The sequence below is a fragment of the Janibacter zhangyanbonis genome, from assembly GCF_050507325.1.
Classification (GTDB): domain Bacteria; phylum Actinomycetota; class Actinomycetes; order Actinomycetales; family Dermatophilaceae; genus Janibacter.
This window is the reverse complement of record NZ_CP191481.1, coordinates 865,324-878,443: the sequence shown is the minus strand read 5'-3', so window position 1 is coordinate 878,443 and position 13,120 is coordinate 865,324. Positions and strand designations below refer to the sequence as shown.

Here is a 13,120-nt window from a genome sequence, read left to right as displayed (position 1 = left end):
CGCGGTGACCATCACCCACCCACGTGGACGCGATCTGCCGGAGGAAGGAAGCGTAGGGAGGGCTGTCTGGCCAGAAGTATCGGTGGATCGCGGTGACGCGCACATCTCCCTCTCAGGTCGGCCGGCGAGCGCCAGCATAGTCACGCATATGCTCTGTCTCATGCCGAGCCCGACCGATGACCACACGACCGCCGCCGAGCTCGCCACCCGAGCCGGCGAGCTGCTCCTGCGTACCCGCGCCGACAACGCCGATCTCGACGGCAAGGCGCTCAAGGACCTCGGCGACCGCACCTCGCACGAGTTCCTCATGACCGAGCTGGCAGGCCTGGCACCGCGCGACGCCGTCCTGTCCGAGGAGGGCGCCGACGACCACGCCCGACTGGCCGCTGACCGGGTGTGGATCGTCGACCCGCTCGACGGCACGCGCGAGTTCAGCGAGACCGGCCGCGACGACTGGGCCGTGCACGTGGCCCTCTGGGAGGCCGGCGAGCTCACCGCCGGCGCCGTCGCCCGCCCTGCGAAGGGAGTGACCTACAGCTCCGCCGAAGGGGACGGTCCGGCCGGGGCCACCGGCTCACCGCTGCGCCTGGCCGTCAGCCGCAGCCGTCCGCCGGAGTTCGTCGTCCGGCTCGCCGAGCACCTCGGAGCCGAGCTGGTGCCCATGGGCTCCGCCGGGGTCAAGGCGATGTCCGTGCTCGACGGCGAGGCCGACGCCTACGTGCACGCCGGCGGACAGTACGAGTGGGACTCGGCGGCCCCGGTCGTGGTTGCTCGGGCTCACGGCCTCCACACCAGCCGCATCGACGGCTCGCCGCTGGTCTACAACAACGCCAACCCCTACCTGCCCGACCTCGTCGTCTGCCGCAGCGAGGTCGCCGACCAGGTCTTGGCCGGCATCCGGGCGGTCACACAGGACTGAGGGTCCCGGTCAGCCCGCGTGGGCGGCGACCGCAGCGGCGACGGCCTCGGCGACGCCGTCTTGGAAGACCGGCGGGACGATGCGCTCGGCCGAGGGCTCCTCGACGAGGTCGGCGATGGCGCGCGCGGCGGCGAGCTTCATCTCCTCGCTGATCTGGACCCCGCCGGCGTCGAGCGCCCCGCGGAAGATGCCGGGGAAGGCGAGCACGTTGTTGATCTGGTTGGGGTAGTCGCTGCGGCCCGTCGCGACGATCGCGGCGTACTTGTGCGCGAGGTCGGGGTGCACCTCGGGCGTGGGGTTGGCCAGCGCGAAGATCATGCAGTCCTCGGCCATCGAGGCGACCTGCTCCTCGGGGACGGAGCCACCGGAGACGCCGACGTAGACGTCGGCACCCTTGAGCGCGTCACCGATGGTGCCGGTCTTGCCCGAGACATTCGTCGTCGCCGCGAGCATCTCCTTGTGCGCCACGAGGTCGTTGCGGTGCTTGCCGATGATGCCGCGCGAGTCGCACACGACGATCTCGGTGACACCGGCGAGCTGCAGCAGCTGGGTCACCGCGACACCGGCCGCACCCGCGCCCGAGACGACGACGCTCAGCGTCGACATCTGGCGGTCGAGGACCCGGCAGGCGTTGATCAGGCCCGCGAGAACGACGATCGCCGTGCCGTGCTGGTCGTCGTGGAAGACGGGGATGTCGAGCCGCTCGCGCAGCTTGCGCTCGAGGTCGAAGCACCGCGGCGCCGAGATGTCCTCGAGGTTGATCCCGCCGAAGCTCGGCGCCATCCGGGCGATCGCGTCGACGAGCTCGTCGACCGACCCCGACTCGATGCACACCGGGATCGCGTCGACCCCGCCGAAGTGCTTGAAGAGCACCGCCTTGCCCTCCATGACCGGCATGGCGGCGAGCGGGCCGATGTCACCCAGACCGAGGACCGCGGTGCCGTCGGAGACGACCGCGACGGTGTTGTTGCGGGCGGTGAAGCGGCGCGAGAGCGACGGGTCCTGCTCGATGGCCAGGCACACATCGGCGACGCCGGGCGTGTAGAGCAGCGACAGGTCGTCCTGGTCGCGCAGCGGCTTCGTGGCCCGTACCTCGACCTTGCCACCCTCGTGCGCGGCGAAGGGGGGCGCCGTCAGGTCGAAGGTGGTGGTGGGCTCGGACGCAGACACGGCAGACAAACCTCGGACTAACTCGATGAAGCAGATGGTGGGGCGCCCTGCAACGGCCGGGTGTGGCCACGACGGGCGGCGGGTGAGCCGAGCGCAATCCTCGCACACCGGGTGCGCGGGCTTCGAGGCTCCTTCGTCACATCCCGACCCGCGAGCAGGTTCCGAGGCTCCTGCGTCGCACCTCAACCAGGGAGGAGTGCCATGATCGAATTCGGACACGATGCGGGCGGATTCGGACATGCGGCAAAGAGTCAGGAGATGGTCAGTTGAATCTTGAAGGGCAGCACACAGGCCTCCGGGGGGAGACGCCGAGCGCACCGGCGGCCGCGTGGCGCCCCGTGACGGATGACATCCGGGGGCGCCACGTGGCGGGACCAGCCACCGTCGACGTCGACCGACAACGCCACCCCGTCCACATGGCCCTCGTCCTCGAGGGCGCCTGTCGGCTGCGGCAGCACGACGGCACCGTCGTCCCGCTCCCCCACTCCACGCTCCTCATCGAGCCGACCCACGCCACGATCGAGGTGCTCGACGGCGCCCGGCTCGGGCTGGTGAGCTTCCTGTCGGTCGCCTCCGGCCCCGGTCTGCTCGAGACCGCGCCCGGGCTGCGTCAGCTCGCCCCCGTCGACGCGTCGCTCACCCGGGTCACGGAGGTCGTCATGGCCTGGGTCCTCGCGGAGCCGCCGACCGGGACCTTCGCCCGCCACATCATCGACCGGACCCTGCGGGACCTGATAGGCGGTCTGATCCTCGACAGCCGGTTGCGTCCGGTGACCGCCCCGGAGCAGAGCCTCTACTCGGCAGTCCTGCACCACATCGCCGACCACTACGCCGATGCCGACCTCGGCCCCGAATCCATCGCCGCCGCCTTCAACGTCTCGCCCCGCCATCTGGCTCGCGCCTTCCAGGAGGAGGCCACGACCATCACGGCGAGCATCGCCTCGACCCGGGTCAGTGTCGCGGCCGCGCTCATCGGCCAGCAGCCCGAGCTGGGCCTGGCCGAGGTCAGCGCCAAGAGCGGCTTCTCCTCGCTGCAGGCAATGCGCCGCGCCTTCCGCGCGGACGGGCGCAACTCCCCTTCGGCGCTGCGGACGCTGTCCGCGCAGCGCCACCGCGCCGCCAACCGCTCCCGCCGCGACGCCGACGGCGCGGGTGACGGTCGGTGACGGGTCCGCGGTCTACGATCCGGTCATCGAGGCCGGTCGGTGCCTCCCCTTCGCCACGGAGCACCACTTGCGCACACGCCCTCTCCTCGCCGTCCTGCTCAGCCTCGGCCTCGCCGGTGGCACGCTCGCCGCGTCCGCCCAGGCCAGCCCTGCCGCCCCCGACGGCCGCGTCCGTCTCACCGGTGACCTCGTGCGCACGTCCGTCGAGTCCGCGGGCAGCCAGCCGTCCTTCGGCGTCCTCGTCGACGGCCGTCTCGTGCCCGTCGCGGGCGACGAGCTGACCACCACTACGGACCGCGCCCGCGTCACCGTCGATGTCGCGGTCCCGCAGACCGTCGCCGACGCGGCCGCCGCCGGGCGGACCCTGCACGTGCCCACGACGAAGGGGGGCGCTCGCCACGACCTGCACCGCGCGGACCTCGCCGCGGCCGCCGACGCCACCCCCGCGCCTGCAGACTCCGACATCGCCGCCGCGAGCATCGACACCGCCCTGGCCCCCGGCTCCGAGCCGCTCGAGGTCACCCACCTGGCCGGCGCCACCCAGGCGGCGGCGAGCTACACCCCGGCCACCCGCGCCATCACCTATGTCGAGGTGACCCCGCGCGGGATGACCCGCGAGCCGGTCACGACGACCTCCGCCACCCAGCAGGTCGCCAGCGCCGACGGCTACTGGCGTGACCAGTCGCGCAGCGAGATCAAGATCGGGGCGCCGTCGATGCGCACCCACTACACGTCCGCCTACTCCTGCGCCGACGACCCGATCGCCCGCTTCCAGGAGGCCGCCGACCGCGTCGGATATGCCTTCCGGGACAACTCCAGCCTCGTGCTGCGCCTGCCGCGCGCCGCCGAGGCCGGCTGCGGCTACGGCCTCGGCATCGTCGGCGACTCCCCCAACGACTGGGGCGTGCTGCACGTCGCCGACTCGCGCTGGCCGGTCCTCGCCCACGAGCTCGGGCACAACATGTCCTATGGCCACGCCAACTCGCTCGTGTGCAGCGGCCGCAGCGACGACACCGAGCGCAGCGGCGAGTGGAGCACCTGCCGGGAGGAGGGCTACGGCGACGCCCTCGACGTCATGGGCATCTCCGGCGACACCGCCGGCATGCTCTCCGCACCCCAGGCCCTCGCCACCGGCATGCTCGCGTCGGCCGCGTCGGTGTCGGTCGGCGCCGGCACGAGCACGGTGACGCTCAAGCCGGTCTCCGGCCGGGCCGGGGTGCGCGCCGCGGTCGTCACCCACCGCCGCACCGGCGTGAAGTACTGGGTCGAGTACCGCACCGCCGCCGGCCGCGACGCGACCAACCCCACCGGCCAGTCGACCGGCGTGCGCGTGCTGCGCCGCAACTCCCAGACCGGCGACACCGTGCTCCTCGACCCCACGCCGACCGGTGCCCACGACCGCAGCATGAGCCTCGCGGTCGGTCGCACCCTGACGAGCAGCGACGGCAAGATCACCGTGACGACCCAGTCCGCGAGCGCCACCGAGGCCGTCGTGCGGATCAGCAACACGTCGACGCCGGGCACCTTCAGCCTCGTCTCGTCACCCAGGATCACCGGGACGAAGGGGGTCGGCAGCACCCTCACCGCGTCGACCGGCTCGTGGTCGCCGACACCGACGTCCTACAGCTACCAGTGGCGGCGCAACGGCGTGGCGATCAGCGGTGCGACCGGCCGCACCTACCGCGCCACGACGTGGGACGCCGGCCGCTACCTCACGGTGACCGTGACGGCCCGGCGCAGCTACTACACCTCGCGCTCGGCGACGTCGGCGAAGGTGGGCATCCCGATCCACGCGACCACCCGCCCGTCGATCAGCGGCACCCCGCGGGTCGGCCGCACCCTGACGGTCATGGTCGGGTCGTGGACCCCGAAGCCGAGCTCCTACAGCTATCGGTGGTACCGCGACGGCTCCGCGATCAGCGGCGCGAGCGCGAAGACCTACACCGTGCGCTCGGCCGACCGCGGCCACAAGGTGCAGGCGAAGGTCACCGCCCGCCGCACCGGCTACGTCACGGGCTCGAAGCTGACCTACAGCGTCGTCCCGCAGTGACCAACGCGCTCACCTCCACGCGACCGCCCGCTCGAGGGCGGTGACGACCTCCGGGTCGTAGTCGTAGCCCAGGCCGAGGTGCAGCCGCTCGAGGGCGACGGCCTGGGCCCGGGCGGAGACGGCACCCTCGGTGATGTCGTCCCAGGCATTGGCGACCCGCACGATGCGCGAGGGCAGCGGGATGTGCTCGCCGAACTCCCGGGTGCGGCGGAAGGGCGTGCGCACCTGGTCGAGATAGGGCGTGAGCTCCGCGAGCTGTGGGGTGCCGGCGATGACCCGCGCGACCGACCGGGCCATGGTCGCCTCCTCGGCGGTGCTCGCGTGGATCGTCGCTCCCCCGCGCAGCTGCTCGCGCAGCCCGAGTTGCCCGACGTCGTGCAGCAAGGCAGTGCGCTCGATGGCGCGCAGGGTGACGACGTCGGCGCCCATCTCCCGGCCGATGGCGACGGAGAGGTCGGCGACCCGCTGCACGTGACCGACCCGGGTCAGGCCGGTGATCTCGCTGAACCTCGACAGCGCCACCACGGCCTCCTCGAGGGCCTGGCGGGTCGCGACGACGCGCTGGACGGACAAATAGCTGAGCAGCACGGGCAGGGTGAGCAGCGGGGTGGCCGCCCAGTCGAGGACCGGGCTCGCGAGGGCGATGAGCGGCCCGGTCGCGACGGTCGCTGCGGAGATGCCGGCGAGCGGCCCGACCTCGGCGGCAACGACGTGCCGCCACCCGCCGCGCTCGGCGAGCCAGACCACGACGTTGTCCAGACCGCGCTCGACGAGGCCGCCGACCATGGCCGCGACGAGCAGGCCGAGGGCGCCGAGCGCGCTGTGGGTGCGCTCGTCGAAGGCCCACTCGACGAGGGTCTGGCCGTCGCTGACGATGCCGCGTGCGAGCAGGGTCGTCACGACCATTCCGAGGAAGCGCGAGCCGAGCGAACCCTCGACGACCGAGAGCCCACGGGCCCGGGCGACGAGACCTCCGGCGAGGATGCTCAGCCACACCACGGCCACCACGGTCCACGCGCTCGGCACCTCGCCGCCGAAGCTCAGCGGGCTGAGGATCAGGCCGAGGGCCGGGGCGGTCGTCAGGGGGGCGATGACCCGTCCGGCGATGCGCAGCGGCAGCTGCTCGCCGAGGACGATGGCGATGATCGCCACGACGCTCGCCGCGGTGACCATCTCCGGCGTGACGTCCGCCCACAGGGCGGCGACCGAGCCGATGAGGATCGCCAGGCAAAAAAGGATCAGGCCAGGGCGCTGCACGAGGCCGCTCATGGCGCGCCCACCCGCGGCAGCTGGCGACGCTCGAACGCCCGGCGGAGCGCGGCGACGCACTGCCCGTCGAGGCCGTGGCCAACCACCGACTCGCAGTGGTCGACGGCATCGGCCGGGCTCCCCCCTTCGGCCACGAGGTGGCCCCAGGTGTCGGCGACCGCCAGCACGCGCCCCCCGATCGGGATGCCCTCCCCGACGAGTCCCCGGGGATAGCCCTCGCCGTCGATGCGCTCGTGGTGCGCGGCGACGAGCTCGAGGGGCTCGCGCAGGAAGGTCACCGACCCGAGCACGCGGGCCGCCGCCTCGGGGTGGTCACGGCGCACGATCGCCGGCGCGGCCCCGTCGAGGGCGAGCATGCCGACGTCGCGCAGGCGGGCGGCCGTCGCGACCTCGTCGACCTCGGCGGGCCCGAGCCCGATGCCGGTGGCCACGGCCGTCGCCGCCCCCGTGACGAGCCGGGTCTCCTCGGCGGCGCCGGGGTGGCGCAGGTCGACTGCTTCGACGAAGGGGGTGAGCAGCGAGTGCCGCGTCGACCACTCGCGGGCGTGGGTGTGTAGACCCCACTGGATGACGAGGATGGCCGGGAGGAAGAGGACCGCCGACGCCAGCCCGAGGCCGGCCGGGGCCCAGAGGACGACGAAGAGGTAGGCCGCGAGCGCGTAGCTGGAGTACGAGGAGACGACCTGCGGCACGAGGTCGGCGACGATGGCGCGCAGCGAGCCGTCGGAGCTCAGCTGGATGACGACGGCGAGGAGTGCACCGTTGGCGAGGCCGGCAGCGACCGAGGCGAGACCGAGCTGCAGCCCCAGGGCCTCTGGGCGGATGGGGCTGGACGCCGTGAGGACCTCGCCGCCGAGCGCCGCGTAGACGAAGCTGCCGGCGAGGACGTAGACGACGCGCTGGCTGAGGTTGAAGAACCGCTTGACCACCTCGTTGCGGTCCACGACGATCGGCACCGCCGCGACGACAGCCGCGCCGACCGGGCCCAACAACGGGATGGCGGCGATCTGGACGATGCCGGAGGTGGAGTACTGGATGGCCCCGATCGCCTGGGGACGACCGACGGCCGCCAAGAATCCGACGACGACCATCGCCAGGAGCCAGATCAGGTGGGTGGGCGCGCCCGACGTCAGATAGGCAGCTCCGACAAGGGCGAGTGCCAGCGCCGAGACGGCAACGACATAGACCCGGGTCGCACGCTGCGCGTCAGACGACCCAGGAGGTGAGGCGAGAGGCGCGGCGCTCAGCCGTCAGTCGGAGCGGCGGGCTCGGGCAGGGCCCAGTCAAGACCGGGGCTCTGCGTCTGAGCCCAGTCGAGGCCGGGGGCCTGCGACTCGGCCCAGTCGAGACCGCGGGAAGTCACGATGTGACCGGAGATGGCCAGCCCGAGGGTCGTGGCACCGAGCAGTGCGATGGTGATCTTCTTCACGCGCTCGATTATGCCACCTGAGCGGGGTCCGACGGAACCACCACGACTGAGTTCACACGCGCGCGTGTGACAGAATGACGCGTTGTTCTGAGTCCCGCTCCGGTGGGACACCACCGTCAAGGAGTCACCATGAGCAAGCGCGCCCGCAAGCGTCGCTCCCGCAAGGGCAAGGCCGCCAACCACGGCAAGAAGCCCAACAGCTGAGCACTGCACCACCCCGAAGGGGGCCGCACCGGATCACCGGCGCGGCCCCCTTCGCGTGCCTCCGCTCGTCGCCACCACCCGCTGGTCGAGACGCGAGGCCGCCGGGGCGCGGCCCCGCATGCGCCGTTGCTCCGTACGGCGGGCACGGCCTGGCTCGCGGTACGGAGCAACGGCATAGCACTCCAGGAGACCCCTTGGAGCGACGCTCCCGGTACCCCCAGACCCGGCCACCGGGACGGGAATGGGGACGAGCGTTGGGCTGTTGGACCGCGGGAAGACATGCCGCGAAGGACAGGAGTCCAGGTGCTCGTACTGCACGCCGGAGAGCGCACCGCCACCCCGCTAGGGTGGAGCGCGATGACTGAACCCACGACCGACGAGCTGGCCGCCCAGGCGCAGGCCGATGCCGACGTCGACGTCGCCTCCGAGACCACCGAGCAGCGGCGCGCGCGATTTGAGCGCGAGGCGATGCCGCTGCTCGACCAGCTGTACTCCGCCGCCCTGCGCAACACGCGCAACCCCACCGACGCGGAGGACCTGGTCCAGGAGACCTACGCGAAGGCCTTCGCCGCCTTCCACCAGTACCGGCCGGGGACCAACCTCAAGGCGTGGATGTACCGCATCCTCACCAACACCTACATCAACAGCTATCGCAAGAAGCAGCGCGAGCCGAAGCAGTCCGACTCCCCCGAGGTCGAGGACTACCAGCTGCACAAGGCGGAGCAGCACACCAGCCGTGGGCTGCGCTCGGCCGAAGTCGAGGCGCTCGACCGCATGCCCGACACCGAGGTCAAGCGCGCGCTCCAGGAGCTGCCCGACGACTTCCGCATGGCGGTCTACCTCGCCGACGTCGAGGGATTCGCCTACAAGGAGATCGCCGAGATCATGGGTACGCCCATCGGCACCGTCATGTCGCGCCTCCACCGCGGCCGCCGGCAGCTGAGGGAAAAGCTGAGTGACTACGCCGCCGAGCGCGGCGTGGCGAGCGCGAAGGGGACGCAGGCATGAGCCACCCCGACCACATGGACTGCTCGCAGGCCCTGCTGCGGATGATGGAGTACGTCGACGGCGAGATGACCGCCGAGGACGCCCGCGACTTCGCCGCCCACCTGGCCTCCTGCAGCCCCTGCCTCGCCGAGCACGACCTCGACCAGGTCCTGCGCGAGGTCGTGCACCGCTCGTGCGCGCAGGAGCAGGCTCCCCCGCAGCTGCGGGCGACGATCATGCAGCGCATCACGACGATCTGCGACGACGGGTCGTGGAGCGAGGTCACGCAGGTGCGTCACATCTCCACCGAAGGGTGACCACAGGGGCCGCATAGGCCCCCTCACGACGGTGGGCGCATGCGCGTCCTCGTCACCGGCGGAGCCGGATACATCGGCTCCCACACCGTCGTCCAGCTCATCGCCGCGGGCCATCAGCCCGTTGTCGTCGACAGCTTCGTCAACTCCCGGCCGAGCGTCATCAGGCGCCTCGAGGAGCTGACCGGTGAGTACGTCGAGACCCACTCCTTCGATCTGCGGGACGTGGACAAGACGTCGGCGCTCCTGGCGGGGGGCGGTTTCGACGCGGTGATCCACTTCGCCGGGCTCAAGGCGGTCGGCGAGTCCGCGCAGATCCCGCGCGACTACTACGACAACAACCTCGGCTCGACCCTCACCCTCGCGCGGGCGATGGAGCGCCACGAGGTGCGCCGCCTCGTCTTCTCGTCGTCGGCGACGGTCTACGGCGAGGCCGCGCCCGTCCCCTACGTCGAGGGCTTCGAGCCGCTCGCCGCGAGTAGTCCTTACGGCCGCAGCAAGGTCATGCAGGAGTTGATCCTCGGTGACGTCGCCGCGGCCGGCGGGCTGCAGGTCGCGCTGCTGCGCTACTTCAACCCTGTCGGCGCGCACGTCTCCGGCCGGATCGGCGAGGACCCTCAGGGCGTGCCCAACAACCTCATGCCCTTCGTCGCGCAGGTTGCGGTCGGGCGAAGGGAGCGGCTGCAGGTCTTCGGCGCCGACTACGACACCCCGGACGGGACCCCCCTTCGCGACTACATCCACGTCGAGGACCTCGCCGCCGGCCACGTCGCCGCACTCGACCACCTGGCCGACCATCCCCAGCTCACGGTGCGCGCGTGGAACCTCGGCGGCGGGCACGGCACGTCGGTGCTCGAGATGGTCGCGGCCTTCGAGGCTGCGAGCGGTCGGCCGGTCCCCTACGACGTGGTCCCCCGCCGGGCGGGGGACCTCGCGGCCTTCTGGGCCGACCCGACCCGCGCCGAGACCGAGCTCGGCTGGCGGGCCACCCGAACCATCGAGGACATGTGCGCCGACACCTGGCGGTGGCAGTCGGCCAACCCTCTGGGCTACCCGGGCTGATCTCCCTTCGGCCCAACCCGCCCCTGTCGAAGAAGGAACGCCCGCTCGAGCGGGCGTTCCTTCTTCGACACATCGGTGACGGGGCGGGCGGCGCACCCTTCGAGACGGTCGCTGCGCGACCTCCTCAGGGAGCGGGTGGGTCAGGGCTCCTCAGGGAGCGGGTGGGTCAGTCGGCCAGGCGGAAGCGGGTGGCGCGGGCGCGCGCCTTGAGGCCCTTCATCCCCTTCGTCGCCAGGATCTGGATCGTCTGGCGCAGCGAGGTGTCGTTGGGCAGGGAGAGGCGGATGATCTCGCTCCACGCGGAGGCGACCTGCTTGGGCAGGGGGCCGGTGACGTAGTCGAGGTCGTACCTGTCGAAGAGCGCCCGGATCTGCGGGGCGATCTCCTGGTAGCGGCGGCTCGGCATGTCGGGGAAGAGGTGGTGCTCGATCTGGTAGCTGAGGTTGCCGGTCATGACGTGCATGGCCTTCGACCCGGAGATGTTCGCGGAGCCGAGCATCTGGCGCAGGTACCACTCGCCGCGGGTCTCGCCATCGATCGAGGTCTTGGTGAAGGTGCGCACGCCCGCCGGGAAGTGACCGCACATGATGACCGAGTGCGTCCAGTAGTTGCGCACGAGGTTGGACACGGCATTGGCCGCGAGGGTCGACAGGAAGTTCGGCCCGGACAGCAGCGGGAAGAGCAGGTAGTCCTTCGCGGCCTGCTTCTTGATCTTGTTGACCACCTGCTTCGCCTCGGCCCGCCACTGCGGGTTGTCGTGGCGGGTCGGCCAGTTCTTGCCGAGCTCGAGGTCGTAGGCGGCGATGCCGTACTCGAAGAGGGTCGCGTTGATGAACTGCGTGACCGGCTGGATCAGGTAGCCGGGGTACCACTTCTGCGCGTCGTCGACCCGCATGATCCCGTAGCCGAGGTCGTTGTCGTGGCCGACGACGTTGGTGTAGGTGTGGTGCACCTTGTTGTGGCTGTTCTTCCAGTGCGCGGCCGGGGTGACGTTGTCCCACTCCCACACCGAGGAGTGGATCTTGGGGTCGCGCATCCAGTCCCACTGGCCGTGGATGATGTTGTGCCCGATCTCCATGTTGTCGAGGATCTTGGCGACGCTCAGCCCGGCGGTCCCGGCGACCCAGGCGATCGGGTTGCCGCTGAAGAGCAGCACCGCGCGCGAGCCCATCTCGAGGTAGCGCTGCGTCGTGATCATCCGACGGATGTAGCGGGCGTCGGCCTCGCCGAGGTCGTCCATGACCGACGCGCGGATCGCATCGAGCTCGCGGCCGATGTCCTCGATGTCGTCGGGCGTCAGGTGCGCGATCGGGTCGTCGGTCGCGTTGACCCGGGTGTGGACGACGTCGGAGCGGCCGCCGGTGATCCGGGCATCGGGGGTGCGGGTGGGGCGCTCGAGAGTTGCGGTCATGGTCACTTCTCCTGGGTCTCGATCGTGCAGGCGCCGGCGACGGCGGAGATGCAGGTCTGCACCTTGACCGCCGGGTCGTCGGGAGTGGTCGTGGTCAGCTCGCCGGTGCGCAGGTCGCGCACGGAGCCGTCGGTCATGGGCAGCACGCAGCCGAAGCAGATGCCCATCCGGCAGCCGCTCGGCATGAGGACGCCGGCGTCCTCGGCCGCGTCGAGGATCGTCGTGCCGCCGTCGAGGTCGAGCGTGGTCGTGTCCGACCCCACGCGAAGGGAGGCGGTCCCCCCTTCGCCCGCCTCGACGACGCTCGGGCGGAAGCGCTCCACGTGCAGCAGCTCGGTGTGGCCGTGCGCCGCGTAGTGCTCCTCGAAGGCGTCGAGCATCGGGGTCGGGCCGCAGATCCACGTCTCGCGCTCGCGCCAGTCGGGGACGACCTCGTCGAGCTGGTCGGGCGTGAACATGCCCTCGTCGTCGGTGTGCCGGACGATCGCCCGCACGCCGGTCGGGGCGTCGGCGAGCTCACGGGCGAAGATCACGTCGTCGGCCGTCGGCGCGGAGTGCGCGTGGACGACGTCGAGACCGTCGAAGTCGTGGTTGCGCAGCATGCCCATGACCGGCGTGATGCCGGAGCCGCCGGTGAGGAAGAGGACCTTGGCCGGCACCGACTGCGGCAGGACGAAGTCGCCGCTCGCCTGGTCGATCTGGATGATCGTGCCCGGACGGGCGTGGTGCACGAGGTGCTGCGAGACGAGGCCGTCGGGCATCGCCTTGACGGTGATCGAGATCAGGCCGTCGCGGGCGCTCGTGTCGGAGGTCAGGGAGTAGGCGCGCCAGTGGCGCACGCCGTCGACGTCGACGCCGACGCGGATGTACTGCCCGGGGGCGTGGCCCTGCCAGTCACGGCCGGGGCGGATCGTGATCGTCGCGGCGTCGCGGGTCTCGGGCGTGATCGCCACGATCCGGCCGCGCAGGTCGGCCCCGGAGCGAAGGGGGGCGAAGAGGTCGAGGTAGTCGTCCGGCACGATCGGCGTCGCCAGGCTGTACGCGATGCGAACGGCGGCGTCACGGAGCGAGCGTGCGCTGCCCGCGGGGCGGGGACGGGACGCTGTAGCTGTCATGCCTCCATCCTCCCGCCTCAACCC

The 13,120-nt window shown here is 71.6% G+C and carries 13 protein-coding genes; 7 read left to right on the top strand and 6 right to left on the bottom strand.

The features are described from left to right. The first annotated feature begins 160 nt into the window (after positions 1 to 160). Positions 161 to 919 (top strand): 3'(2'),5'-bisphosphate nucleotidase CysQ, encoded by a 759-nt coding sequence (locus ACQBJO_RS04370; protein ID WP_421007026.1) that lies wholly within the window; start codon positions 161 to 163, stop codon positions 917 to 919. A gap of 9 nt (positions 920 to 928) precedes the next feature. On the opposite strand, the gene ACQBJO_RS04365 is transcribed toward ACQBJO_RS04370, so the two are convergent. Beyond that, positions 929 to 2,089 carry an NAD(P)-dependent malic enzyme gene (locus tag ACQBJO_RS04365; RefSeq protein WP_421007027.1) on the bottom strand — a complete coding sequence of 387 codons (1,161 nt, stop codon included), beginning with the start codon at positions 2,087 to 2,089 and terminating at the stop codon, positions 929 to 931. 365 nt (positions 2,090 to 2,454) lie between these two features. Here ACQBJO_RS04365 and ACQBJO_RS04360 point away from each other — a divergent pair, with 365 nt between their 5' ends. Both ACQBJO_RS04360 and ACQBJO_RS04355 read left to right on the top strand, forming a co-directional pair. Beyond that, a complete protein-coding gene (locus tag ACQBJO_RS04360) occupies positions 2,455 to 3,255 on the top strand; it encodes a helix-turn-helix transcriptional regulator (RefSeq protein WP_421007028.1) in 801 nt (266 codons plus the stop codon). Positions 3,256 to 3,322: 67 nt separating this feature from the next. Next, positions 3,323 to 5,305 carry a hypothetical protein gene (locus ACQBJO_RS04355; RefSeq protein WP_421007029.1) on the top strand — a complete coding sequence of 661 codons (1,983 nt, stop codon included), beginning with the start codon at positions 3,323 to 3,325 and terminating at the stop codon, positions 5,303 to 5,305. Positions 5,306 to 5,314: 9 nt separating this feature from the next. Here ACQBJO_RS04355 and ACQBJO_RS04350 read toward each other — a convergent pair whose 3' ends face one another. From ACQBJO_RS04350 to ACQBJO_RS04340, 3 genes are all read right to left on the bottom strand, one after another. Continuing rightward, positions 5,315 to 6,574, bottom strand: coding sequence for an HD-GYP domain-containing protein (locus tag ACQBJO_RS04350; RefSeq protein WP_421007030.1), 1,260 nt, complete (start codon positions 6,572 to 6,574; stop codon positions 5,315 to 5,317). Further along, on the bottom strand, positions 6,571 to 7,665 hold the full coding sequence (locus ACQBJO_RS04345; protein ID WP_421007031.1) for an HD-GYP domain-containing protein: 1,095 nt from the start codon (positions 7,663 to 7,665) through the stop codon (positions 6,571 to 6,573). The genes ACQBJO_RS04350 and ACQBJO_RS04345 overlap by 4 nt, the downstream gene beginning before the upstream one ends. 152 nt (positions 7,666 to 7,817) lie before the next feature. Beyond that, positions 7,818 to 8,003 carry a hypothetical protein gene (locus ACQBJO_RS04340; protein ID WP_421007032.1) on the bottom strand — a complete coding sequence of 62 codons (186 nt, stop codon included), beginning with the start codon at positions 8,001 to 8,003 and terminating at the stop codon, positions 7,818 to 7,820. A gap of 129 nt (positions 8,004 to 8,132) precedes the next feature. Between ACQBJO_RS04340 and ACQBJO_RS04335 the strand changes: the two genes are divergently transcribed. The 4 genes from ACQBJO_RS04335 (at position 8,133) to galE (ending at position 10,570) form a co-directional block, all read left to right on the top strand. Continuing rightward, entirely contained in the window at positions 8,133 to 8,207 is a 75-nt protein-coding gene (locus ACQBJO_RS04335) for a 50S ribosomal protein bL37 (RefSeq protein WP_370543570.1), read from the top strand. Positions 8,208 to 8,564: 357 nt separating this feature from the next. Beyond that, positions 8,565 to 9,215, top strand: coding sequence for a sigma-70 family RNA polymerase sigma factor (locus ACQBJO_RS04330; protein WP_255185557.1), 651 nt, complete (start codon positions 8,565 to 8,567; stop codon positions 9,213 to 9,215). Continuing rightward, complete coding sequence (gene rsrA, locus ACQBJO_RS04325) at positions 9,212 to 9,511, top strand: mycothiol system anti-sigma-R factor (RefSeq protein ID WP_255185556.1); 300 nt, start codon at positions 9,212 to 9,214, stop codon at positions 9,509 to 9,511. The genes ACQBJO_RS04330 and rsrA overlap by 4 nt, the downstream gene beginning before the upstream one ends. A 39-nt stretch (positions 9,512 to 9,550) precedes the next feature. Beyond that, complete coding sequence (gene galE / locus ACQBJO_RS04320; RefSeq protein ID WP_421007033.1) at positions 9,551 to 10,570, top strand: UDP-glucose 4-epimerase GalE; 1,020 nt, start codon at positions 9,551 to 9,553, stop codon at positions 10,568 to 10,570. A 166-nt stretch (positions 10,571 to 10,736) separates the two neighbouring features. Here galE and ACQBJO_RS04315 read toward each other — a convergent pair whose 3' ends face one another. Both ACQBJO_RS04315 and ACQBJO_RS04310 read right to left on the bottom strand, forming a co-directional pair. Next, positions 10,737 to 11,981: a fatty acid desaturase family protein gene (locus ACQBJO_RS04315; RefSeq protein WP_421007034.1), complete on the bottom strand. Its 1,245-nt coding sequence runs from the start codon at positions 11,979 to 11,981 to the stop codon at positions 10,737 to 10,739. 2 nt (positions 11,982 to 11,983) lie between these two features. Next, the gene (locus ACQBJO_RS04310) at positions 11,984 to 13,096 is read right to left on the bottom strand and encodes a ferredoxin reductase (protein ID WP_421007035.1); all 1,113 of its coding nucleotides are present in this window, start codon (positions 13,094 to 13,096) and stop codon (positions 11,984 to 11,986) included. Positions 13,097 to 13,120: the final 24 nt, after the last annotated feature.